The sequence below is a fragment of the Methylocella tundrae genome, assembly GCF_038024855.1.
Classification (GTDB): Bacteria; Pseudomonadota; Alphaproteobacteria; order Rhizobiales; family Beijerinckiaceae; genus Methylocapsa; species Methylocapsa tundrae.
This window is the reverse complement of record NZ_CP139089.1, coordinates 2,699,488-2,722,661: the sequence shown is the minus strand read 5'-3', so window position 1 is coordinate 2,722,661 and position 23,174 is coordinate 2,699,488. Positions and strand designations below refer to the sequence as shown.

General features: G+C 62.3%; 22 protein-coding genes and 2 pseudogenes. 13 read left to right on the top strand and 11 right to left on the bottom strand.

The features are described 5' to 3' along the window. Nucleotides 1–2: 2 nt before the first annotated feature. The 4 genes from SIN04_RS14850 to SIN04_RS14835 all read right to left on the bottom strand — a co-directional run bounded on the left by SIN04_RS14850 (nt 3) and on the right by SIN04_RS14835 (nt 2,921). Nucleotides 3–596: a chromate transporter gene (locus SIN04_RS14850; RefSeq protein ID WP_134490410.1), complete on the bottom strand. Its 594-nt coding sequence runs from the start codon at nt 594–596 to the stop codon at nt 3–5. Next, nucleotides 593–1,432 (bottom strand): hypothetical protein, encoded by an 840-nt coding sequence (locus SIN04_RS14845; protein WP_341264016.1) that lies wholly within the window; start codon nt 1,430–1,432, stop codon nt 593–595. Before SIN04_RS14845 ends, SIN04_RS14850 begins: the two co-directional genes overlap by 4 nt. 113 nt (nt 1,433–1,545) lie before the next feature. Next, nucleotides 1,546–2,151: a TMEM175 family protein gene (locus tag SIN04_RS14840; RefSeq protein ID WP_244605825.1), complete on the bottom strand. Its 606-nt coding sequence runs from the start codon at nt 2,149–2,151 to the stop codon at nt 1,546–1,548. Between the two features lie 53 nt (nt 2,152–2,204). After that, entirely contained in the window at nt 2,205–2,921 is a 717-nt protein-coding gene (locus tag SIN04_RS14835; RefSeq protein ID WP_134490406.1) for an MgtC/SapB family protein, read from the bottom strand. A 691-nt stretch (nt 2,922–3,612) separates the two neighbouring features. Here SIN04_RS14835 and SIN04_RS14830 point away from each other — a divergent pair. After that, nucleotides 3,613–5,247 carry an NRAMP family divalent metal transporter gene (locus SIN04_RS14830; RefSeq protein ID WP_134490404.1) on the top strand — a complete coding sequence of 545 codons (1,635 nt, stop codon included), beginning with the start codon at nt 3,613–3,615 and terminating at the stop codon, nt 5,245–5,247. A 67-nt stretch (nt 5,248–5,314) separates the two neighbouring features. Here the strand turns inward: SIN04_RS14830 and SIN04_RS14825 are convergent, their stop codons facing one another. Beyond that, nucleotides 5,315–6,202 (bottom strand): branched-chain amino acid aminotransferase, encoded by an 888-nt coding sequence (locus SIN04_RS14825; RefSeq protein ID WP_134490402.1) that lies wholly within the window; start codon nt 6,200–6,202, stop codon nt 5,315–5,317. Between the two features lie 305 nt (nt 6,203–6,507). Between SIN04_RS14825 and SIN04_RS14820 the strand changes: the two genes are divergently transcribed. The 8 genes from SIN04_RS14820 (at nt 6,508) to SIN04_RS14785 (ending at nt 12,453) form a co-directional block, all read left to right on the top strand. Next, nucleotides 6,508–7,059 carry a MarR family winged helix-turn-helix transcriptional regulator gene (locus SIN04_RS14820; protein ID WP_423135981.1) on the top strand — a complete coding sequence of 184 codons (552 nt, stop codon included), beginning with the start codon at nt 6,508–6,510 and terminating at the stop codon, nt 7,057–7,059. Between the two features lie 192 nt (nt 7,060–7,251). Further along, complete coding sequence (locus tag SIN04_RS14815; protein WP_134490400.1) at nt 7,252–7,989, top strand: response regulator; 738 nt, start codon at nt 7,252–7,254, stop codon at nt 7,987–7,989. A gap of 83 nt (nt 7,990–8,072) precedes the next feature. Further along, nucleotides 8,073–9,434, top strand: a complete 1,362-nt coding sequence (locus SIN04_RS14810; RefSeq protein WP_134490398.1) for a sensor histidine kinase — start codon at nt 8,073–8,075, stop codon at nt 9,432–9,434. A 286-nt stretch (nt 9,435–9,720) separates the two neighbouring features. After that, on the top strand, nt 9,721–10,065 hold the full coding sequence (locus SIN04_RS14805; protein ID WP_134490396.1) for an ArsR/SmtB family transcription factor: 345 nt from the start codon (nt 9,721–9,723) through the stop codon (nt 10,063–10,065). After that, nucleotides 10,049–10,945, top strand: a complete 897-nt coding sequence (locus SIN04_RS14800) for an SRPBCC family protein (protein ID WP_134490394.1) — start codon at nt 10,049–10,051, stop codon at nt 10,943–10,945. The genes SIN04_RS14805 and SIN04_RS14800 overlap by 17 nt, the downstream gene beginning before the upstream one ends. 9 nt (nt 10,946–10,954) lie before the next feature. After that, nucleotides 10,955–11,479 (top strand): SRPBCC family protein, encoded by a 525-nt coding sequence (locus SIN04_RS14795; protein ID WP_134490392.1) that lies wholly within the window; start codon nt 10,955–10,957, stop codon nt 11,477–11,479. Between the two features lie 55 nt (nt 11,480–11,534). Next, the gene (locus SIN04_RS14790; protein WP_134490390.1) at nt 11,535–11,948 is read left to right on the top strand and encodes a VOC family protein; all 414 of its coding nucleotides are present in this window, start codon (nt 11,535–11,537) and stop codon (nt 11,946–11,948) included. Nucleotides 11,949–11,979: 31 nt separating this feature from the next. Next, nucleotides 11,980–12,453: a VOC family protein gene (locus SIN04_RS14785; protein WP_134492563.1), complete on the top strand. Its 474-nt coding sequence runs from the start codon at nt 11,980–11,982 to the stop codon at nt 12,451–12,453. A 29-nt stretch (nt 12,454–12,482) separates the two neighbouring features. Here the strand turns inward: SIN04_RS14785 and SIN04_RS14780 are convergent, their stop codons facing one another. From SIN04_RS14780 to SIN04_RS14755, 6 genes are all read right to left on the bottom strand, one after another. Further along, complete coding sequence (locus tag SIN04_RS14780; RefSeq protein WP_134492560.1) at nt 12,483–13,457, bottom strand: cell division protein FtsX; 975 nt, start codon at nt 13,455–13,457, stop codon at nt 12,483–12,485. Between the two features lie 49 nt (nt 13,458–13,506). After that, on the bottom strand, nt 13,507–14,169 hold the full coding sequence (gene ftsE / locus SIN04_RS14775) for a cell division ATP-binding protein FtsE (protein WP_134490388.1): 663 nt from the start codon (nt 14,167–14,169) through the stop codon (nt 13,507–13,509). Nucleotides 14,170–14,213: 44 nt separating this feature from the next. After that, nucleotides 14,214–14,642 (bottom strand): DUF2335 domain-containing protein, encoded by a 429-nt coding sequence (locus SIN04_RS14770; protein WP_166795947.1) that lies wholly within the window; start codon nt 14,640–14,642, stop codon nt 14,214–14,216. Nucleotides 14,643–14,948: 306 nt separating this feature from the next. Next, a complete protein-coding gene (locus SIN04_RS14765; RefSeq protein WP_134490384.1) occupies nt 14,949–15,395 on the bottom strand; it encodes a (deoxy)nucleoside triphosphate pyrophosphohydrolase in 447 nt (148 codons plus the stop codon). After that, entirely contained in the window at nt 15,364–16,602 is a 1,239-nt protein-coding gene (gene argJ, locus SIN04_RS14760) for a bifunctional glutamate N-acetyltransferase/amino-acid acetyltransferase ArgJ (RefSeq protein ID WP_341264015.1), read from the bottom strand. Before argJ ends, SIN04_RS14765 begins: the two co-directional genes overlap by 32 nt. A 171-nt stretch (nt 16,603–16,773) precedes the next feature. Beyond that, nucleotides 16,774–17,691, bottom strand: a complete 918-nt coding sequence (locus SIN04_RS14755; RefSeq protein WP_134490382.1) for a peptidylprolyl isomerase — start codon at nt 17,689–17,691, stop codon at nt 16,774–16,776. Between the two features lie 589 nt (nt 17,692–18,280). On the opposite strand from SIN04_RS14755, the pseudogene secA reads away from it, so the two are divergent. The 4 genes and pseudogenes from secA to SIN04_RS14740 form a co-directional block, all read left to right on the top strand. After that, nucleotides 18,281–20,822, top strand: a pseudogene (gene secA / locus SIN04_RS14750) (preprotein translocase subunit SecA); the annotation flags it as partial. A 206-nt stretch (nt 20,823–21,028) separates the two neighbouring features. Continuing rightward, nucleotides 21,029–21,109: pseudogene (locus tag SIN04_RS20275) on the top strand (SEC-C metal-binding domain-containing protein); the annotation flags it as partial. 273 nt (nt 21,110–21,382) lie between these two features. Further along, a complete protein-coding gene (locus tag SIN04_RS14745; protein WP_341264014.1) occupies nt 21,383–22,426 on the top strand; it encodes a hypothetical protein in 1,044 nt (347 codons plus the stop codon). Further along, nucleotides 22,426–23,100 (top strand): hypothetical protein, encoded by a 675-nt coding sequence (locus tag SIN04_RS14740; protein ID WP_134490376.1) that lies wholly within the window; start codon nt 22,426–22,428, stop codon nt 23,098–23,100. The genes SIN04_RS14745 and SIN04_RS14740 overlap by 1 nt, the downstream gene beginning before the upstream one ends. Nucleotides 23,101–23,174: the final 74 nt, after the last annotated feature.

Sequence of the window (23,174 nt, the reverse complement as noted above, 5' to 3'; positions counted from 1 at the left end):
TGTTACTCCGGCGCCGTTTTGCTGTCGTCGGCGCGGCGCGGCCGGTAGATGACGACGGCGAGCGGTCCGACGGTCAAAATGACGATCACAAGAGAAATATGGAACGCGCTCACCATGACCACGGTGAGGATGATGATGGCGAGGTCGATGGGGCGCCCGAGTTGCTTGCGTCCGATCTGCAGCGTCACCGCCGCGAGCATGCCGACGGCGGCGGCGCCGACGCCGATCAGGGCGGCGTTGACATAGGGGTTGCCCGCGTTCGACGCGTAGAGCACGCCGAGCGTCATCACCAGCGCCGCGCCTGGCAGCGTCATGCCGAGGAAGGCGAGAAGGGCGCCGGCGGGGCCGCGAAGCCGGTCGCCGACGATGATGCTCATATTGGTCGCGTTGAGGCCCGGCAGCGCCTGCGCGATCTCGAGCGCCGAAAGGAAGCGCTCCTCGTCGAGCCAGCCGCGCTGCGTCACCAGCGCCGCGCGCAGATAGGCGACGACTCCGCCGCCGAAACTCGTCGCGCCGATGATGAGGAAAGCGAAAAAGATCTCGTGCAGCGGCGCCGGAACCGTTGGGTTCGAGCGGTCGGCCAGCGTCTTTTTCATTCGTGGCCGCCCGGATCTTTCCGGCCGAGACCGTAGACCACGGCGGTCTTGGTCGTCCCGAGCGCCACCCAATCCGGCGCGTGCGTCTGGACGTCCTTGAAAAAATCCTCCGAGCGCGCCTTGGGCTTGGCGTGGAGGATGTCGTAATTGTCGAACTTTACCTGAAAGGCGAATTCTCCGATGAGCGACGTCTCGGTGGCGCGGTTGCGCCATATCGAGATGGTGGCTTTGGCGGTCATCTCATGGCCGAAATCGAAAGCGCCGACATTGACCTGAACCTCCTGCACCGGCAGGTTGTTGACGAGACTGACCCTGGCGTCGCCGGGCGAGCCCGCGAGCTTGCCTATGCAGGGAAACACCCCGGCGATGTGCTTCAGCCCCTGATCGAGTTCGAGCGCGGGCGTCATCAGCACGCAATTATGCGAATAGAGGCTGCGCATGCCGCCGATCTGATCCTTCAGCGGCAGGATCTCCTCCTTGAATTTGATGGCGGCGTTCGCCTCCATATAAGGCGTGACGTCGACCTCGCTTGCGACCTTGACGTCCGGGTGGCGGAACTTGAACGTCAGCTCATGGTCCGGATCCGGCCAGCCATCGGTGTAAAAGGTGCGTTTGCGCAGGATGAAGGCGTTTCGATAAAGGTCGGAGTTTTCCGTGTCGTAGAACAGAACTTCCCGGACGTGGCGATGGAAGGCGTCCTTGTAAGTCTCGACGCCGACCTTGTGCAGCTCGGCGACGGCGCAGATCTTCTTCCAGTAGACTTCGAATTGCGAGGGATTGAAGAAGCGCTCCGGGCGCAGCAGGATCTTGTATTCACGATAGTGGATATCGTCCATTTATCCCTCTCTGAAATCGTGCGGCCGGGGCTCGAATCCTGTGTCGCAGAATGATCCTCGCCAGATCAGCGCGCCTTGAACAGCAATTGCTTTCACTTTCAATGCAGCGTTCCCTACCCCTGAGCCAGCTTTTCAATTCGTCGATCGGGGATGAACCACATGGCGGCCACGGCGACATAAAGGGCAATGGCGATCCAGGGCGAGATGAAAGCCAGCGGAATGGCGAGAATATACAGCGCCAGCGACAGATGGCCTTTGCGATCCTCGCCTATGGCCGCGGCGAGCACCGAGTCGGGGCCGTTGCAGGCGATAACTTCGCGTTGCAGCCAGAAATAGCCGATCGCCGCCATCGCCAGCACGACGCCGTAGGCCGCCGTCGGCAAAGCGGTGAAATCGCTCTCGTCCATCCAGCGGATCACGAAAGGCACGAGCGACAGCCAGAACAGAAGGAACAGATTGGCCCAGAGGGCGCGGCCGTTCACGCGTTCGACCGCCTGCATCAGATGATGATGGTTGTTCCAGTAAAGACCGACATTGATGTAGCTGAGGACATAGGCGAGGAATACCGGCAGGCTCGCCGCGAGCGCCGCGAGATCATGGCCCGCCGGAACCTTCAGTTCCAGCACCATGATGGTGATGATGATGGCGATGACGCCATCGGTAAAGGCTTCCATCCGGCCCTTGGACATGCCGGGCCCCGGCATTTGCGTTTCCGGCATTCCGCCGCCTCCCTTGCTTCCGTTTTGCCGTCTCTGCTTTGCCCGATCAAACCCTATTCGGTCGAGCTCGAAGACCAGCTCGCATAAGAAACCAGCGGCGACTGCTCGAGGGCGCCCGCGACGGCGTCGAGTTCGACCGGATCGACGGCCGTGCTGACCAGCGTCGCGACAATCTCGCTGACCTCGGGCGAGCGCTCGAAAACCTCGATCTGACGCACGGGATAGCTCGCTCTTTCGAGCGCCTCCGCGACAAGGTCGCGGACCTCGCCGACGCCTTCGGGACTTGTCGCGACATGCACTTCATAGGTCGCCTCCGAAGTCAGCTCATCGAGCGGCGCGCGGTTTATAGCGTTGACGAGCGGGCGTAAGGCCGTGTTGCCGGCGAGGACCGCGAGCGTCAGGACGCCAGCCTCCGCCGCGAGCCCGACGCCGCAAAGGGCGCCCACGGCGGCCGAGCACCAGAGCGTCGCGGCGGTGTTCAGGCCGGAAATCTGCGCGCCGTCCTTCATAATGACGCCGGCGCCGAGAAAGCCGATGCCGGAGACGACATAAGCGGCGATCTGCGTCGCGCCGGACTGTCCGTTGATCCGCATGCCGAGCGTGACGAAGGCGGCGGCGCCAACCGCCACGAGCACATTGGTGCGCAGGCCCGCATTGCGCTGACGCCACTGGCGTTCGGCGCCGATCAGGGTCGCCAGCAGGAAGGCGATGACAAGGCTGAGGCAGAGGTCAAGCAGTCTGTCGGCGTCGAAGCCGCGGATGATGGACACGTCACAACCCTTGAAACGAACCGTCGCGGCCGGCGCAGGAAGCCCAAACTATAGCCTCAGTGTTATCAATTGCTAACCGGCGCGACGAATGGCGCGTTTTTTGTGGGTTGACAGACCGCGCCGCAGGCATCATTTCGCACCTATCGCCTGGACGTTGTTCCAGCTGATTCTCCACAACGATCGAAAGAGACATGGGCAGTAGAAGCTCGGGCAGTACGGCCGCGGCGTTGCGCTGTGATCCGTCGCCCAAAGGCATTGCGAACGTCTACGGGCCGGAGTCCCGTGTGAGCGCCAGGCGCCCTTAAGGCTCGGCGCGCTCGCGTGTCCGGTCCTGGATAAAAACCAAGGATTGGAGGCGAGCCATGAAAAAGCTCCCAAGCACAGTTTTGACCTTTGCTCCGCCGGCCGGAGCAGATTTGTCCGGGGCGCGCGGCGCCGCGCTATCCCCTCTGCGCCGCGTCTGGCGCTCCAAAGAGGTTGGGAGCGGCAGCGGCGAAGGCGCGCGATTATCCACCGCAGCATAGGAGTTCGACGTGAAAGACGGCCCCAGTAGGCCCGTCGCGTTCCTTGAGGCGTGCGGCGGGCGCTCCCATCAAAACCCTGACTTCATCGAATATCGCCGAAAGGCGCGCAGGAGCGTCATGGCCGCGTGAGCGGCTCGCCTCCGCGCCGGCCCGGCCAAGGAGGCTCCATGACGATCCACGTCGCCAACAACCCCGCGCGGTCCGCCGTGCTCGATGAGGCCCATGTCGGCCATATTCGCGGCGCGTTCGGAACAATTCTTCACCATGACACCGGCCCGCGGCGCGGTTGGAAGCGTCGACTTCAGACCTTGCTCGCGATCCTCGGTCCTGGCCTCATCGTGATGGTCGGAGACAATGACGCGGGCGCATTCGGCGTCTACACGCAGGCAGGCCAGAATTATGGCGTTTCGCTGCTCTGGACGCTGATTTTTCTGATCCCTGTGCTCTACGTCAATCAGGAGATGGTTCTGCGCCTTGGCGCGGTGACGGGAGTTGGCCACGCCCGTCTGATCTTCGAGCGGTTCGGTAAATTCTGGGGCGCTTTCAGCGTCATCGACCTTTTCATCCTCAACGCCTTGACGATCGTGACGGAATTCATCGGCGTCGCGCTGGGCCTTGGCTATCTCGGACTGCCGAAGGGGCTTGGGGTCGCGCTTTCGGCCGTCGCGGTGATGGGGGCGGTCGGGACCGGAGATTTCCGGCGGTTCGAGCGTTTCGCGCTGACGCTTGTCGCCGGCAGCCTCGTGCTCGTCCCGATTTTTTTCATGGCTCACCCGCCCTTTGGCGAAATCGCCTACGGTCTGTTCGTTCCTCAGCTGCCGGCAGGCGGCAAGCTCAGCGACGTCATGCTGCTGGTCATCGCCATCGTCGGAACGACCGTCGCGCCGTGGCAGCTCTTTTTCCAGCAGAGCTATGTCATCGACAAGCGCATCACGCCCCGCTTCATGCGCTATGAGCGCGTCGATCTTTGGCTCGGCATCGTCCTCGTCGTGATCGGCGCCGCGGCCATGATGGCCTTCACCGCCGCGGCCTTCGCCGGCCGGCCGGAATTTGGCAATTTCACCGACGCAGCCGGCGTGGCGGCGGGACTCAAAGCGCATGCGGGCAAAATCGCCGGTGTGCTCTTCGCCATCGGCCTCATCGATGCGAGCCTTATCGGCGCGGCGGCGGTGTCGCTTTCGACGGCTTACGCCATCGGGGATGTTTTTTCGATCCGCCATTCTCTGCATCGCAAAGTGAAGGATGCGAAAGGATTCTACGCCGTCTATTGCGGGCTGATCGCTATCGCCGCCGCGCTCGTCCTGTCCCCGAATGCGCCGCTTGGTCTCTTGACCAATGCGGTGCAGACGCTCGCCGGCGTGCTTCTGCCAAGCGCGACCGTGTTTCTCCTGCTGCTGTGCAACGACAGGCAGGTCGTTGGTCCGTGGGCCAATTCGCGCGGCCTCAACATCTTCACGGGCGCCGTCATCGTGGCGCTGGTGCTGCTATCGGTGATCCTGACCGCGTCTGTGTTGTTCCCCGAGAGGATCAATGAGACGGCGATCCTCGCCATCTTGGGGGGCGGGTCAGTTCTTGCTCTGATCGGGGCGGTTGCTTCAGGCGTCCTGAAGCGGCCGGCGGCGGCGACCGAAGACCCAAAGGTCTGGAACCGCGAGATGTGGCGGATGCCGCCGCTTTTGCAGCTTGGCCCGGCTCGGATGTCGCGGGCGAGTAAAATCTGGATGATTGTCTTGCGGGGTTATCTCGTCCTGGCGACGGCGCTCGTTCTCATCAGGATCGTCACGCTCGCCATCGCCAACTGAGCCTGATTGGCGCGCGTTCGGGCGCGTGCGGCAGCCTCCGGGAGGCCGCCGCCGCGATCGCTCGCGATCAGGCGGCTTTCTGTTTCAGCTGCACCTCGGCGGAATAATCGTCGATCAGCGTGCGCGAAATCGCCGCCGGGGTGAAGCGGTAAGGTCCAATTTCGGAAACCGGCGTCACTTCCGCGCCGGTGCCGCAGATAAAGCATTCCTGGAAGCCGGCGAGCTCCTCCGGCATGATGCGGCGCTCGATCACTTCGACGCCGCGCCTCCGCGCGAGCTCGATGACGGTCTGTCGCGTGATCCCGTCGAGGAAGCAGTCCGCAATCGGCGTGTGCAGCGCGCCATTCGAAACGAAGAAGATGTTCGCGCCGGTGCATTCGGCGACGCGGCCCTGCCAGTCAAGCATCATCGCGTCGGCATAGCCGCGCCGCTCCGCGCGATGCTTGGAGATCGTGCAGATCATATAAAGTCCGGCCGCTTTGGCGCGGCACGGCGCGGTCATGGGATCGGGGCGCCGATAATCGGCGATGTCGAGCTTGATGCCCTTCATCTTCGTCTCGATGTCGAACATGCTCGGCCAGTCCCAGGCGGCGACGGCGACATGAATCGTCGAATTCTGCGCCGCGACCGCCATCATTTCGCTGCCGCGCCAGGCGACGGGGCGAACATAGCAGCTGCTGAAATTATTTTTGGTGACCACCATCTGCTTGACGGCGTCGAGTTCGGCGACCGAATAGGGAATCTCGAAGTCGAGGGTCTGAGCCGAGGCTCTGAACCGCTCGGAATGTTCGGTCGATTTGAAGATGCGCCCGCCATAGGCGCGCTCGCCTTCGAAAACGGCGGAAGCGTAGTGCAGGCCATGCGAGAGTACGTGCAGCTTGGCGTCCGCCCAGGCGACGAGATTGCCGTCCAGCCAAATAAAGCCGTCGCGCTGATCGAAAGACAAAACCGACATTGATCGCTGTTCCTCTGCTGTGCGTTTCGCGCTCGTGGCCGGGGCCTGCTGGCCTCGCGCGCGCGTTTCCTCTCGGGAGCTTCGTTCATCGTGGCGGGCGATGTAAAGACCACATTATGAGAAAATGCAATTTAATGAAATTTATCGTGATGAGATGCTTTGTCGCGCGCGGCCGCGAAGCGGCGCCCCGGCGCGCCGGACGACAGCGCAGCAGGGGGCCGCGACGATCTGCTCTTTTACATCTATCATATTGACCTATAAGAATTTTGCTGGAATATGGCGAAGCAGATACTGAAGGTGTCAGTGTGGATTCGACGCTCCAGAAGAAGCCAGACTGTGAGAGCGAAGGTTCGCCTTCCGGCGCGTCGGACGCCGCGGCGGGAAACGAAGCTGAATTCGGCCTGATCGAATTGATGTTTTTCGCCTATCGCGATTTTGTCGGCGACGCCGACCATCTGCTCGAGAATTTCGGCCTCGGCCGGGCGCATCACCGCGTCCTGCATTTCGTCAATCGCCGGCCCGGCCTCACAATCGCCGAATTGCTTGACATATTAAAAATCACCAAGCAGAGCCTCAACCGCGTCCTGAAAGATCTGCTCGACCAGAATTATGTCGTTGCTTTCCCTGGCGAAAATGATCGCCGCCAGCGCCGGTTGTTTCCGACGCCGCGCGGCGAATCCCTGGCTTTCGAGGTGGTGCGTTTGCAATCGAAGCGCTTCGCCCGTATTTTCGCACAATTGCCCGAGGCCGCCCGCGCCGGCGCGCGCGAATTTCTTCTCGCCATGGTCGATCCGGACGAGCGGGAAAAAGTCGCGGCGCTCATCGCTTCTGATGGTCCGAAGCGGGTTTTAGGCTAGCGCATGATCCCGGAAAGTCTCGGACTTTTGGATGGAATTCGTGCTTTATGGCGTTAAGATTTGAGCGTGATCGATTCCGTGCCGAATCATCCCTCTCTCATCAATAAATGAGAGCATGATGCCGCCCAAAATCCGGTTTCCACTTTTCGGCATCATGCTCTGGCGTCTGCAAATTGGTCGCGAGATGAAACAGTGACTTCAGAGTCCAGCGCCGGATGCGGCGGCGCCCCTGCCGACGACGCCGCGCATCTGCTTGTCGTGGATGACGACCGCCGAATTCGCGCGCTCCTCTCGCGCTTTTTGACCGATCAGGGCTATCGCGTCACGACCGCGGGAGACGCGGCCGAGGCGATGGCCTGCCTCAAAAGCCTCGCTTTTGATCTGATTGTTCTCGACGTCATGATGCCCGGCGAAAATGGCTTTGATTTCGCAACGCGCCTGCGCCAGAACTCAACGGATCTGGGGCGCGTGCCGATTTTGATGCTGACCGCCCGCACCGAGACGCAAGATCGCGTGCAGGGATTTGAGACCGGCGTCGATGATTATCTCGGCAAGCCCTATGAGCCGCGCGAACTCGCCTTGCGCATCGCCTCGATATTGCGGCGGGCGCAGCCGCGCGCGGCGCCGGGGCCGGTGACGCAGGTTCGTTTCAGCGATTTCTCGTTTGATCTCGACCGCGGCGAATTGCGCCAGCGCGACGAAGTCATAAGACTGACGGACCGGGAGCGCGAGATGCTGCGCCTGCTCGCCGAACATGCCGGCGAGACCGTGCCGCGAGAGGCGCTGGCGGGGTCGGGCGCCGCCGGCAATGAACGCACCGTCGATGTGCAGGTCAACCGGCTGCGCCGCAAGATCGAGCGCGATCCGGCCAATCCGCTGCATCTGCAGACCGCGCGCGGCGCCGGCTACCGCCTGCTGGTCGATCGTTGAGCAGTCTCTCGAAAAAGAGATAGATTTGCGGCGATCGCCTCGTTCCGAGGCGATCCGGACCGCCGATTTTGAGGCCCGCGCTTTTGAGCATTTCCCTTGCCGGCGCCTTTGAGCGGCCCCGCTCCTGGTGGCGCGGGTTCTGGCGCAAGCTCATTCAGATCCTGCCGCAAGGCCTCTACGCCCGCTCCGCGCTGATTGTCATCGCGCCGATGGTGATCCTGCAATGCGTGCTGACCTATGTGTTCATGGAGCGCCACTGGCAGCAGGTCACCAACCGGCTTTCGACCGTGCTGACGCAGGACATTGCGGCGCTGATCGATCTCCATCAGACCTTTCCGGGGACCGACGACAATTTGATGCGGATCGCGCAGGAGCGCCTGCGCATCGACGCTGAATTTTTGCCGAAAGGACCGCTGCCCCCGGCGCTGCCGAAACCGTTTTTCTCGATCGTCGACGCCGCGCTGTCGAATGAAATCCGCCGCCAGATCCGGCGGCCGTTCTGGCTCGATACGGTCGGACGCTCCAATCTCATCGAAATCCGCATCCAGCTCGACGACGCCATTTTGCGCGTCGTCGCCTATCGCAGCGCCGCCTATGCCTCGAACTCCTATATTTTCCTGCTCTGGATGGTCGGCACCTCTTTCGTGCTGATCGTCGTCGCCACCTTGTTCCTGCGCAATCAGATCAAGCCCATTCTTTCGCTCGCCGGGGCCGCGGAGGAATTCGGCAAGGGCCGCGATCCGGAATTCCGCCCGCTCGGCGCGCGCGAGGTGCGGCGCGCGGGATTCGCCTTCATCGAAATGAAGCGACGCATCGAGCGCGCGATCGAGCAGCGCACCACCATGCTGAACGGCGTCAGCCATGATCTGCGCACGGTTCTGACGCGCTTCAAGCTTTCGCTCGCCCTGATGGGCGACGGCGAGGAAGCGCAGGAACTGCAAAAGGACGTCGCCGAAATGCAGCGCATGCTCGAGGCCTATCTCGCCTTCGCGCGCGGCGCCGCCGGCGAAAGCGCGGTGAAGATCGACATGATCGAATTTCTGGAGGAGCTGCGTTTCGACGCCGAGCGCGACGGCTTCGACGTTGCGATCGCCTACAGCGGTGATCCGATGGTGGCGCTGCGGCCCGACGCCTTCAAGCGCTGCCTCGCCAATCTCATCGGCAATGCGGAAAACCACGCCAAGCATGTCGCCGTCGAGGCGGTGCGGGAGAAGCGTTTCCTGACCATCCATGTCGATGACGACGGACCCGGCATCCCGGCGAAGTTTAGAGAGGACGTGTTCCGGCCGTTCTTTCGCATCGACGAGGCGCGCAATCAGGACATCGGCGGCACGGGGCTTGGCCTTGCCATAGCGCTCGATATCGCGCGCTCGCATGGCGGCGACATCACGCTCAGCGAAAGTTTTATGGGGGGCCTGCGCGCCACGGTGCGCGTGCCGGTGTGAAGGTGGGATTGCGCCACCAGAAACAGCTGGCCAATTCCCTTTTGTTTTTTGCCATGCGCGGCGTCTCGCCTCCCTCGCCTCAAATCCTGCGGCTCGCGAAACATTATGATCTCTGGCGCCCGCCGCGTGACGATCGCGGCGCCTGCGCTCATTTCCAAAACGGCGACTCAGAAATTCGTCAAAAACGGCGAAGCACGGCTTCGACCTAATCATTGCTCATGCCGCGCTTGACGGGCCGGCCCACCTTCTGTATATAGACAACTGGTTATATAACTAACAGGTTTTCATGGAAGATCGCCTCAGCGCCACACTCTCCGCCCTCGCGGACCCGACCCGCCGGGCGATCCTCGCGCGGCTTGCGCAGGGCGAAGCCTCGGTCAATGAGCTTGCCGCGCCCTTTTCCATCAGCCAGCCCGCGATCTCAAAACATCTCAAGGTGCTGGAGCGCGCCGGCCTCATCAGCCGCGGGCGCGAGGCGCAATGGCGCCCGTGCCGGCTCGAGGCCGCGCCAATGCAGGAATTAGCGGGCTGGCTGGAGACTTACCGCCGGTTCTGGGAAGGAAGCTTCGACCGGCTCGACGCCTATCTCAAGGATTTGCAGAAAGGGAATCCCGATGCGCCTCGCAGCTGACGTGCTAAGTCCGACCCTTACCGTTTCCCGCCGTTTCGCCGCTTCGCCCGAGCGTCTTTTCGACGCCTGGTTCGATCCCAAGGCGGTCGGGGCCTGGCTGTTCGCGACGCCCGACGGGGTTTCAAGGCATGTCGAGATCGACGCCCGCGTCGGCGGCGGTTTCGCGGTCCATGAGCAGCGCGGCGAGACGCTGGCGACGCATTTTGGCGAATATCTCGAAATCCTCCGCCCGCGCCGCATCGTCTTCAGCTTCGCAACCGAGCGGCAGGGAGGCTCAACCGTCGTCATGGTCGATATAGAGCCGGACGGCGCCGGGAGTCTTTTGACGCTGACCCACGAGCTCGATCCAGAATGGACGCCGCGCAGCGCCGGCATCCGGGCTGGCTGGATGGGCATTCTGGAAGGATTGGCGCGGACGACAGGCGAGGCCGGAAATGGTCATACGCTGGTCCTCAATCGCACATTTGAGGCGCCGCGCATCCTTGTCTGGAAGGCCTGGACCGAGGCCGAGCATATGATGCGCTGGCTCTGCCCGGCCGGTTTCACCGTGCTGTTCGCCGAGGTTGATCTCAGGATCGGCGGCAAATGGCGCTCCGGCATGCGCTCGCCGGACGGAAACGAGTATATCGCCGGGGGCGAGTATCTGGAGATCGACCGTCCGTCGCGCCTCGTTCTCACTCACATCTGGGAGCGAAATGATCTCGAACCGCGCGCCAACACCGAGATCATCGTCACGCTGAATGAGCGGGATGGCAAAACCGACATGGTCTTCATCCAGTCTGGCCTTGGCACAAGAGAATCCGCCGCCTCGCACAAATGGGGCTGGACCGGCGCCTTCGACAATCTGGCGCGGCTCGCCACTTCCCTCAAAGAATCCTGAGAGGTCATCATGCCTTTATCGTCTCAGACCGCCGCATCCGCCGATGCGCTTGAACCCTTCGTCATCTCGCGCAGCTTTGACGCGCCCCGGCCGCTTCTGTGGCAAGCGCTGACGGATCCGGAGCGCATGGCGAAATGGTGGGGGCCGAAGGGCTTTCCCGTCATTGCCGCGAAGATGGATTTCCGCCCGGGCGGCAGCTACCTCTACGGCTTGAGGACGCCTGACGGCGGCGCGATGTGGGGGCGGTTCATCTACGAGGAGATCGAGGAGCCGGCGCGGATCGTGGTCATCACGTCTTTTTCCGACGAAAAAGGCGGGCTCGCCCGGCACCCGATGAGCCCGACCTGGCCGCTCGAAACGCGTTCGATCTTCTCGCTGGAAGATGAAGGGCAGCGTACGAAACTGACCGTCAGCTGGCTGCCGATCAACGCGACAGACGAGGAGCGCGCGACCTTCGCCGGCGCGAGGGACGGCATGCAAAAGGGCTGGGACGGCACGCTCGACCAGCTCGCTGACTATCTCGCCGGCCTTTGACCCCTGCGGTCGCGGGCCACTCTCTTTGCATCATCATAAGTTAGGGAGGGACATCATGACGATACAGCCTTACCTGTTTTTTGAAGGACGCGCCGAGGAAGCCGCCGCCTTCTACCAAAAGGTCTTCGGCGCCAAGATAGAAATGCTGATGCGCTATAAGGACAGCCCCGATCCCTGTCCTGAAGGCATGGCGCCTCCGGGCTCGGAGGGCAAGGTCATGCATATGAGCCTCAAGATCGGCGATGGCGTCGTCATGGGCTCGGACGGCCGCTGCTCGGGCAAGCCGGATTTTCAGGGCTTCTCGCTCTCCTACGCCGCCAGGGACGCGGAGGAAGCGGACCGCGTGTTCGCGGCGCTTTCCGAGGGCGGCGCGGTGCAGATGCCGCTGGGCAAGACGTTCTTTTCGCCGCGCTTCGGCATGGCGGCGGACCGCTTCGGCGTCTCCTGGATGGTGATCGTACCGGCCTGAGCGCCGCGAGGGGAGCATACGCATGACTGCCGTGCAGAAAATCCGCACATTCCTCTGGTTCGACCATGAGGCCGAGGAGGCGGTGAATTTCTACATCTCGCTGTTCCCCGGTTCGCGCATTCTTCAAGTCTCGCGCTATGGCGAGGCCGGACCTGGAAAGCCGGGCTCGGTCCTGACCATGAGCTTTGAGCTCGCGGGCGTTCAGTTTCTCGCCCTCAACGGCGGCCCGCATTTCAAATTCAGCGAGGCGATCTCGCTATCGGTCGATTGCCAAAGCGAGGCCGAGGTTGACGAGTTGTGGGAGAAGCTTGGCGCAGGCGGCGAATATGGCCGCTGCGGCTGGCTGAAAGACCGCTATGGCCTGTCCTGGCAGCTTGTCCCCTCGCGTCTGCCCGAGTTCATCGGCGGCGCGGATGCGGCGGGCGCCAAACGGGCGATGGAGGCCATGCTCAAAATGAGCAAGCTGGATATCAGGGCGCTTGAGGCGGCTTATGACGGTGGTTAGGGCTTCAAGACATCGTTCACGGGAGTGGGTCAGCTTAAATCCCGCAGGTGGCGGAAAACGATGATCCGCGAGACGAGCCCGGTGACGATCGCTATCCCCGCCGTGATCGCGAGGATCGCAACATAGACGTTTCGCCCCAGCGAAAAACTGCCGAACATGGCTTCGACCTGATCGCCGCCCGGCGTCGCGCGGGTCCAGGCGGCGAGCGTCGAGGCGACATAAAAGGCAAGGATCGCGGCGCCGCCGCCGATTGCCCCGCCGCGCAGTCCAAGCTGAAAGAAATGGCGCTGGAACTGGCGTGAAATATAGTCGTCGGCGGCGCCGACGAAATGCAGCACCTCGATGATTTCGCGATTGCCCGCCATGGCGCCCCGCGTCGCGAAAGCCACCGCCAGTATCATCGCGACGAGCACCAGCGCGAAAATCAGCGCCGCCACGACGACGACGGTTTTCGCCATCACGGCGAGACGCTCCAGCCAATGCTGGTGATCGTCGAGGCTCGAGCCGGGAACAGCCTCGCTCAAGGCTCTGCCCAGGGCCGTGACGTTGAGGCTCGCTCCCGGCTCGAGGCTGATGACGACGAGCCTCGGCACCGGCAGTTCCGAAAGATCGAGATTGCCGCCCAGCCAGGGTTGCAGCAGCGCCTCCGATTCCGCCTTGGTGTAGGGCCGGACGGCCGCGACGCCCGGCGCCTTGCGCGCGATCCCGGCGGCTTTTTCGGCGTCCGCCTCGATGTCGCGTCCGACCGTCGGGCGGATCTGGATCGTCATTTCGCGCGCCACCTGGCTCTGCCAGGCCGATGAGGCGTCGGCGATGAGGATGGCGGCGCCGGAGGTCAGCGCCGCGAGAAAGGTCATGATGGCGATGACGGTGACGAGCGCCCGCCCGGCGATGGAGGAAGCCGGCACGAGCGCCTTTTCGCGCCGCATGTCGCGCACCGCTTCGCGCCGCTCGTTCAGCGCCGCCGCCGCCGATTGCGTGCGCCGCAAAGCCTCTGAAAACATGCCCATCCCTGGCCCTTGTTTTTTCGCGCCGCCGCGCCCGGACGGCGGTTCAGTCGAAAATATGCAGCCGCCCGTCGCCGAGAACGAGACGGCGCGCGCCGTCGAACTGGTCCATCAGGGCGAGATCATGCGTCGCGATGACGACCGACGTGCCCGACTTATGCAGCTCTGTGAACAGCCGCAGAAGCCTTCGCGCAAGGCTTGGATCGACATTGCCGGTCGGCTCGTCGGCGAGCAGGAGTTGCGGGCGCACGATGAGAGCCCGCGCAATGACGGCGCGCTGCTTCTCGCCGCCGGAGAGCACGGGCGGCAGAATGTTCATGCGCTCGCCGAGGCCGACCCAATGCAAAAGCTCGGTCACTTCGGCGCGATAGCTCGCCTCGTCCATGCCGCGAACGCGCAGGGGGAGGGCGACATTTTCATAGGTGGTGAGGTGATCGAGCAGGCGAAAATCCTGAAACACGACGCCGATCCGCCGCCGCAGGTCCGTGATGGCGTTTTTATCCAAGCTCAAAGCGTCGCGGCCAAAAAGCCGGATCAGGCCGCGCGTCGGCCGCAGGGACAGGAGAATGAGACGCAAAAGCGTCGTCTTGCCGGCGCCGGACGGGCCGGTCAGAAACTGGAAGGACTGCGGCTCGATGGAAAAGCTGATGTCCTTGAGGATTTCAGCGCCCATGCCATAGCGCAGGCCGACGTTTTCAAAATGCACCAAATCGAGACTCCTCCCGCTGCTGGGCTGCTGCCGGCGGCCGAAGCTTATCCCTCATCATCTGAATCGATGGACGAAACGCGGGGATTCTTGCGATTGAGGAAAGCGGCCACGCCAGTCAGCACCGTTGTCGTTCCGACGAGGCCAGCGACGCTATAGGCTCCGACGTGAAGAGCGAACGCGGTGACGCCGAACGCGCCGACTGCGAAAATCCCCGCGAGAAATTGCCCGACATGGGATTCACGTTCGCGAAACCGCAATTCTTCCGCCTCGCAGCGTCGACGATGCGCCGCCTCCGCCTCGAACTGAGCAAAGATGCGCTCTGCGGAGCCCGGAAGAATGTCGTCGAATTGTTGCAAAGTGCGTGGGGAGGGAATCGGCCCGGCCCAGCCGAGCTCCTCGATCGTCAGAATATGGCCTTTTTCGCCCTGGTTCTCGTCGTGATCCTTCGTATTCGCGGGCGTATTATCCGGCACGACGCATTTTCTCAGCGTAGGCCTTTTCCGCGCGTCGCAGATCGCTTCGCACAGTCTTCCAATCTTCACCAAGCGCGGCTGCGATGGATTTGGATCGCTTTGGCAATTCGGCCTTGCCTTGGCCTAAAGTCCCCATTTGCGCCAGGGCGCGCCAGAAACTGGCGTAGAAACCGGAGCCAGCTTTCGAATTTCGGTACATTGGAGCCTCCGAACCCGACGTTTTCCTGATTGCGATCCAAGCCTGTTTTCTATCATGTGAGGCGACCATCGCCAATCATAACAGGCGCGCTTAATCCCTGTAGCCGCTCACGCGCCCAAAAGGTCGATTAGCGCGGGGATCAGCGGCGCGTCGGCGGGCGGCATGGGATAGGACCGCAGATCCTTCGGAAAAACCCATTTCAGCGCCTGACCCTCCCGCGCGCCGACCAAACCCTCCCAGCGCCGGCAGATAAAAAGCGGCATCAACAGATGAAACTCAGCGTAGGCGAAGCTCGCGAAAGTCAGCGGCGCAAGGCAGGGCTCTTTCACCGCAATGCCCAGTTCTTCGTGCAATTCGCGGATCAGCGCCTGCTCGGGGCGCTCGCCGGGGTCGACTTTGCCGCCGGGAAATTCCCAAAGCCCGGCCAGCGCCTTGCCTTCGGGACGCTGCGCGATCAAAACCCGCGCGTCGGCGTCGATCAGAGCGCAGGCGACGACGAGCAGCAGCCTCACAGGCGCCGGCTCACGAGCGATAGTCGCCGTTGATCTCGACATATTCCTTGGTGAGGTCGCAGGTCCAGACCGTCGCTTTGCCTTGGCCGACGCCGATCTCGACATAAATATCGATCTTCGGCTCGCGCATAAGCTTTGAAACCTCCGCCTCGTCATAGGCCGGGTCGCGCTGGCCCTTGTTCGCAACGCGAATTTCGCCGAACCAGATCGCCAGCCTGTCGCGCTCGGCCTTTTCGCCCGCCTTGCCGACGGCGGCGACGATGCGGCCCCAATTGGCGTCCTCGCCGGCGATCGCCGTCTTGACCAGCGGCGAATTGGCGATCGACAGAGCGATGCGCTTCGCAGCGGCCGCGGAGGCCGCGCCTGTGACCGTGATCTCGACGAATTTGCGCGCGCCCTCGCCGTCCTTGACCACCTGATGCGCGAGATCAAGCAGCAGGGCGTCCAGCGCCGCCTTGAAGGGCGCAAGACGCCGGTCATTGGCGGCGGTGATTTTTGGCGCGCCGCGCTGCGCCGCGGCTCCGGTGGCGAACAGCAGCAAAGTGTCCGAAGTCGAGGTGTCGCTATCCACCGTGATGGCGTTGAACGAGCCTTGCACGCTTTTGGAGAGCATGGCCTGCAGCGCCCCCGCTGCGATCGGCGCGTCGGTAAAGATAAATGAGAGCATCGTCGCCATGTCCGGGGCGATCATGCCGGCGCCCTTCGCCATGCCGGACAGTGTGACCGCCACTCCGTCAAGCTCAACCTTAGCGGTTGCTACCTTGGGATAGGTGTCCGTGGTCATGATCGCCTTGGCGGCCTCGAACATGTCGCTTGGCTTTGCTTTGCTCGCGAGCTTCGCCAGCACCCCGTCGAATTTGGCGGCGTCGAGCGGCTCGCCGATGACGCCGGTCGAGGCAAGAAAGATTTCGCCCTGCGGCGCGCCCGTGGCTTTCGCCGCGATCGCAGCGGTCTGCTTCGTCGCCTGCGCGCCGAGCTTGCCCGTAAAGGCGTTGGCGTTGCCGGAATTGACGACGAGGGCCCGCGCCTTGCCGCCGGACAGGCGGGCCCTGCACCAGTCGACCGGCGCGGACGGACATTTCGATTTCGTAAAGACGCCGGCGACTTCCGTGCCTTTGTCGAACAGGGCCAGCATTACGTCGGTGCGGCCCTTATAGCGAATGCCTGCGGCGCCCGCGGCGAAGCGAACGCCGCCGATTTCCGGCAAGTCCGGGTAGGATGTCGGCGCGAGCGGCGAGACGGCGGCCATGGGGTCAACCTCGAGATGATGCGACCCGCCGGATCGGGGGGGCCGGATTGATGCGGCAAGATCAGTCAATCCTGCCGGCGCGGGAGAAGAAGCGCCGACGTCCGGGACGGCGCTTCTCCTGAAATCGCAAATAAAGAGCGCGCAATGAATTTGTGCGCAGTATAGTTGCGTTTATTTCTTGTTTTCAGAGGGCGCAGCCGGAGCCGGCGCAGCGGGCGCAGGCGTCGCAGCCGCGCCATCGGGTTTGGCGGCGTCGGGATCGGTCGGCGCGGCTTCGGTCCGCTCGATCTTCGCGCCTTTGCGCAGCTCGGCGACGAGTTCGCTCTGCGCTTTCTGCACGACGTAGCGGCTGACCTGCTCCTTGACTTCGTCGAAGCTTGGGAAAGGCTTCTCGCGCTTGCCTTCCACCTCGATCACATGCCATCCGAACGGGCTCTTCACCGGCTCGGACAATTGTCCAGGCTCCAGCTTGAAGGCGGCCTCGGCGAATTCCGGCACCATCTTGTCCTTGGTGAACCAGCCGAGATCGCCGCCGTCGGAACCCTTGTCCTTCGACACTTCCTTGGCGACTTTGGCGAAGTCCTCGCCCGCCTTGAGGCGCTTGATCACGGCTTTGGCGTCGTCGTCCGTCGCGACCAATATGTGGCGCGCATGAATCTCGGTCTCGGGCTTTTGCGCCTTGGCGGCGTCGTCATACGTCTTCTTCAACGCCTCGTCCGTCAAAGCGGTCTTCGCGACCTGCCCGAGCAGCGTCTCCATCAGCAGCTTTTCGTGATAATAGGCGAGCTTGTCGGCGAACTCTTTCGTCTTGTCGAGCTTTTCGGCCTGCGCTTTCTGCGCCACCAGCATGCCGTCGATCAGGAAATCAAGGAGATAGGCCTCCCGCGCCTTGCCTGTGACCTGCGCCGGCAGGCTCGGGCCAAGATCCTCGGTCGCAATCTTCAAATCCTCATCGGTGATCGGCTGGCCATTGACCGTCGCCAGCACCTTCCCGTGAACTTCGTCGGCGGCGAGCAGCGACGGCCCGCCGATCGCCAGGGCGCATGCAAGGCCGGCGGCCAGGGCGCGCGAGGATGTCTTCTTGAACATGCAATTGTGCTCCGAGCTGGTCGAGATACAAAAAACCGTCATGGCGCGCCGCCACGGGCGGATCGTGAGTTGCGCGTGGCGGCGAAAGATGCATGGACAGGCGGGTTTGACAAGGCGCCACCGCAATCTTATCTCTGAAATGTGCGTCGAGAGGCATTTTCGCGTCGCGGCGAAGGTTGTTTGGAGTGGAGGCGGGCGCGCGGCGGCGAAAAGCGGCGGCGCTTTTTGCGTCGGTATCGCGAGCCAGGCGGCGCCTCTGCTGGCGAAGGGCGTAAGTGTCGGGGCGCGGTTCGCGGGCAAGCGGTTTATCGAAGAAATTCCGTGAAGCTTCAATTATAAGTGTTAATCGCCATTATATCTGTCGCCGTCCGTGGGGAGCGAAGGCCCTCGCGGAAACCCATAAGCTGAGCAAAACGCCAGAGCCGCCTCATGGAAAAAAAGCCGGCCCCGGTGGCGGACATGGGTTTTAGGAAGATCGGTTTTAGGAACAAGCTGTCGCCATCGAGTGCACGCGGCGGACGATGTATGTGAAGCATGGCCGGCGGGCGCCGGGGATGTTTCTTAAAGGCCAAGAAAGGGTGTTTTGATAATGCTGGGCTCCTTCGCGAAGAAGATTTTCGGATCGGCGAACGATCGCCGACTGAAGAGCTATCGGCCGAAAGTCGCGGCGATCAACGCGCTCGAACCCGAATGGCTAAAGCTGACCGACGCGGAGCTCGCCGCCAAGACAACCGCTTTTCGCGGGGAGCTGGCCGCCGGCCGGACGCTCGACGATCTTCTCGTCCCGGCCTTCGCCACCGTGCGCGAGGCGGCGCGGCGCGTTCTTGGACAGCGCCATTTCGACGTCCAGCTGATCGGCGGCATGGTGCTGCATGAGGGCGGCATCGCGGAGATGCGCACGGGCGAGGGCAAAACGCTCGTCGCGACGCTCGCGACCTATCTGAACGCGCTCGCCAGCAAGGGCGTCCATGTCGTCACGGTCAATGATTATCTCGCCCGCCGCGACGCCGAATGGATGGGGCAGATCTATCGTTTCCTTGGCCTCTCCACCGGCATCATCGTGCATGGCGTCGATGATGATGAACGCCGAAGATCTTATGCCGCCGACATCACTTACGGCACCAATAATGAGTTCGGCTTCGATTATCTGCGCGATAATATGAAGTATGAGCTTGGGCAGATGGTCCAGCGCGGCCACGCCTTCGCCATCGTCGACGAGGTCGATTCCATTCTCATCGACGAAGCGCGCACGCCCTTGATCATATCGGGACCGTCCGACGACAAGTCGGATCTTTACAACGCGATCGACAAGGTGCTGCCGCGCCTCGATCCGGAAGATTACGAGGTCGACGAGAAGCAGCGCTCGACCAATCTCACCGAGCGCGGCAATGAACATATGGAAGAATTGCTGACCGAGGCCGGCATTCTGACTGAAGGGTCGCTTTATGAGGCGGTCAATGTCACGATTGTCCATCACGTCAATCAGGCGCTGCGCGCGCACAAATTGTTCCAGCGCGACAAGGATTATATCGTCCGCAATGACGAAGTCGTCATCATCGACGAATATACCGGCCGCATGATGCCCGGCCGGCGCTATTCGGAAGGACTGCACCAGGCGCTCGAAGCCAAAGAGCATGTTCAGGTCCAGCCGGAGAATGTGACGCTCGCCTCGATCACCTTCCAGAATTATTTCCGCCTCTATTCGAAGCTTGCCGGCATGACCGGCACGGCGACGACGGAAGCCGATGAGTTCGCCGAGATCTATAAGCTCGAAGTCGTCGACATCCCGACCAACCAGCCGGTCGCGCGCGTCGACGAGGATGATGAGGTCTATCGCTCGGCCGAGGAAAAGCTGCGCGCCATCACGCGCGAGATCGAAGCCGCCAACGCCAAGCTGCAGCCGATGCTGGTCGGCACGACGTCGATCGAAAAGTCCGAACAACTCGCCGAGGCGATGAAAAAGCAGGGCTATAAGCAGATCAACTTCGAAGAGCCGCAGGCGCTGAGCAAGCTTTACGCGGCGGCGCGATCGAACAAGCCCTCGAAACTTTTCGCCGTGCTGAACGCGCGCTTCCACGAGCAGGAAGCCTATATCGTCGCCGAGGCGGGCGTTCCGGGCGCGATCACCATCGCAACCAACATGGCCGGCCGCGGCACCGACATCAAACTCGGCGGCAACGTCGAAATGCGCGTCACGCAGGAATGCGCCAATCTGTCGGACGGCCCGGAGCGCGACGCCAAGGAAACTGAGATCCGCGCCGAGGTCGAAGAGTTCAAGAACAAGGCCATCGCCGCCGGCGGATTGTACATCATCGGCACCGAGCGCCATGAGAGCCGCCGCATCGACAATCAGCTGCGCGGGCGCGCCGGCCGTCAGGGCGATCCCGGACGCTCGAAATTCTTTTTATCGCTCAAAGACGATCTGATGCGCATCTTCGGGTCGGACCGCATGGAAAACATGCTGGTCAAGCTCGGCCTCAAGGAAGACGAGGCGATCGTCCATCCCTGGATCAACAAGGCGCTCGAGAAGGCGCAGCAAAAGGTCGAGGCGCGCAACTTCGACATGCGCAAGAACATTCTCAAATATGACAACGTGATGAACGACCAGCGCAAGGTCGTCTTCGAGCAGCGCCGCGAGATGATGGCGAAGGAGTCGCTCGAGGAGATGATCGACGACATGCGCCAGGGCGTTGTCGAGGATCTCGTCACCAAATACGCGCCGCACGACGCCTATCCCGAGACCTGGGATATCGAAGCGCTGTCGCAAGGGGTCAAAGCGGCGCTCAATCTCGACCTGCCGCTCGCCGATTGGGCCCGGGAAGAGGGCATCACCGACGAGGACATGCGCGACCGGCTGCAAAAGGCGGCGGACGAGGCCTATGCGGCAAGGGTCGAGCGCAACGGCGCCGAGGTCATGCGCTATATCGAAAAGCAGATCGTGCTGCAGGCGCTCGATCATCTCTGGCGCGAGCATCTTGTCACGCTCGATCATTTGCGTCAGGTGGTGGGCTGGCGCGGCATGGCGCAGCGCGATCCGCTCAACGAATATAAGTCCGAGGCTTTCCAGCTCTTTGACGAGTTGATCGCGCAGCTGCGCGAGCTCACGACATCGCAGCTTTCCCGCGTCGAGGTCGCCTTCGAGCCGGCCCAGCCGAACGAGCCGCTTCAGCCCGCCGGCCTGACGCAGATCGCGACGGCGAGCGCGGCCTTCGAGGAAGCCGCGGCCGCGCTGACTTATACGCACCCCTCCGCGCCGTCATTTCTGGCCGAGGACGCCGGATCGACGGCGACCCTCGTTCGTCCAGAGCAGGAGGCGGCGCTGCAAGGCGACGGCGCTTACGGCAAGGTCGGCCGCAATCAGCCCTGCCCCTGCGGTTCAGGCAAGAAATTCAAGCACTGCCACGGCGCGCTGGTGTGAGGGGAGCGCCCGCGCCGAGGTTCCGCCGCGGGGCCTCCTCGCACAGGCGCGCGATGAACAGGTTAGGACGGCCGCGCGTCCCGCCCTTCTCCCCAAAAGCCTTTCCCTTGTCCTCAGGAGCCGCGTAGCGGCGTCTCGAGGGACGGCCGCGCCGGAATAGGCTTTTCGGCCATCGCACATTCTTCCCAGCCCAAATCTGTTCACTGTCTGTTTTAGGCGCAAAAGCCGTTCGCGATTATGCTCCGGCCAAATCTCAGCCTTCGGACGGGGAGCATGTGGTTGGACGCGGCGGACGACATTTCGCGGGAGTTTTGGGCGAGGACGCGGCCCGGCCGTCTCTCGCCTCAGATGGAGATCACGGGCGAGGGTATCGTTTTCGGTCCTGCAACCATCCTCGCGGGAATGGAGAAAGATGGGCGAGGCAGGCCCCGTCTCGTCGTCGACGAGCGGCGCGCGGCGGCGATCCTGTCGACGGCCTTTGAACAAGGGATCGATCCGCTTTTTCTGGCGAGACTGCGCCGGGCTGCGGGGCTGTGGAACGAGGGCGAGGCGGCGCTGGCGCAGCTTCATCTGATTTTCGCCGACGCGCCGGCTTGCGACGATCCCGACCTTGTCTTGCGCCTCTTCGTCGCTGAAGAAATGCTCAAGGCCGGGGTCGGCCCGGACATTCTGCTTAAGGCGCAAGGAGTCGATCCGGGTCTTTTCGCCGAGGCCGGAGCGCCGCTGGTCAAGGCCGCTTACAATCCCGATCAGCCGCGCGACGCCCACGGCCGCTGGAGCGGCGGCGGGGCCGAAGCGGAGCCGGCGGCCTATCGCGGCAAGGGCAGGCTGAAGGCGATCGGCCGTTTCCTCGAATGGCTTGGCTCCCGCGCCCGGCGTTTCGAACGCGAGTCCGAGGAGACAAAGCATCCGGAACCGTTGCGGCCGGAGACGAGGCCTGAACCTGTCCAGCCCGGAAATCGGCCTGAGGTCAGCAAGCCGGACTATCCTCTGCCGCGACCGGGTAGAGGCGAGCCGGTCGACATTCCGGGGTTGCCGTTGGAAATCAAGGGTATTGATAATACGAACGACGGAGCAAAAGCGGCCGATTACAGCGTTGAGCTTACGCGCCGAGAGTTCGAATCCCAACTACTCAAGCAGGGATGGACGCCCGTACCGACGCAGGATGGGAAGGCGATGAATTATTCCTCCACAGAGGGAGCACGCTATTCCATACGGGATTTCTCAAAATCGACTGGTGGAGCGACGGCCGAATATTTCCATCCTCAAAGCAACATAAAAGATGCGAACATGAAACTCAGATTGAGGAACGAATAATGAGCGAAGGCTTTCTGTCTATTGACAACTACTCAAGAGTTACTGAAATAATCAAGGGTGCCTTTCATGTAGACTGCCTTCTGCCTCAATATGTATTCAAGAAGAATTATAAATTCACGCTGCTTCGAGAATTCGGCTTGGGGTCGAATCTGATGGAAATCATTCACGATGGCCGCTTTTGCAGCCAGACGGATATAATTCTCCTGAGTGTCCTCGATCCAAATCCGATTTCCTATTTCTATAAGCACTTCGGAAAGATCAATTCGTTTCGTTTCGGCGCGAATATCACCGATGAAGAATATTCCGCTCTCGTCCAGCTCAGCCCCGGCAATGACGCGGACGCGCTGCTCTACCACGGAGATACGGTTGTCTGGATACCGGAGCATGCGGACTGGGCGATCTGGGGTCAAAGAGACCGTGAAATCACAGTCATCGGCTTCGACGATCCTGCGCTGGCGGACTTTCTTCTGAATGACGTTGGATATTGGTTTGACGCCGAGACCGCACTGAATGTCTTTGCGGGCATGCCCTACCGCAGTAATGGCTATAAAGCGCCGGAGGATTTCGCGCGTCCGCTGATCGAAAACTACGGCTCGCGCAAGGATCTCGAACGCAAGCTCGATGAGGCGGGGATACGGCTGAAGCCCGGCATCTGGGCGGATGAAGCGGAATGAACGCCTGACGAACAATGATCACCGCGCGAATCATGATCCATGTATCGCCCGCGCAGCAAAGCCCGAGACGCTGT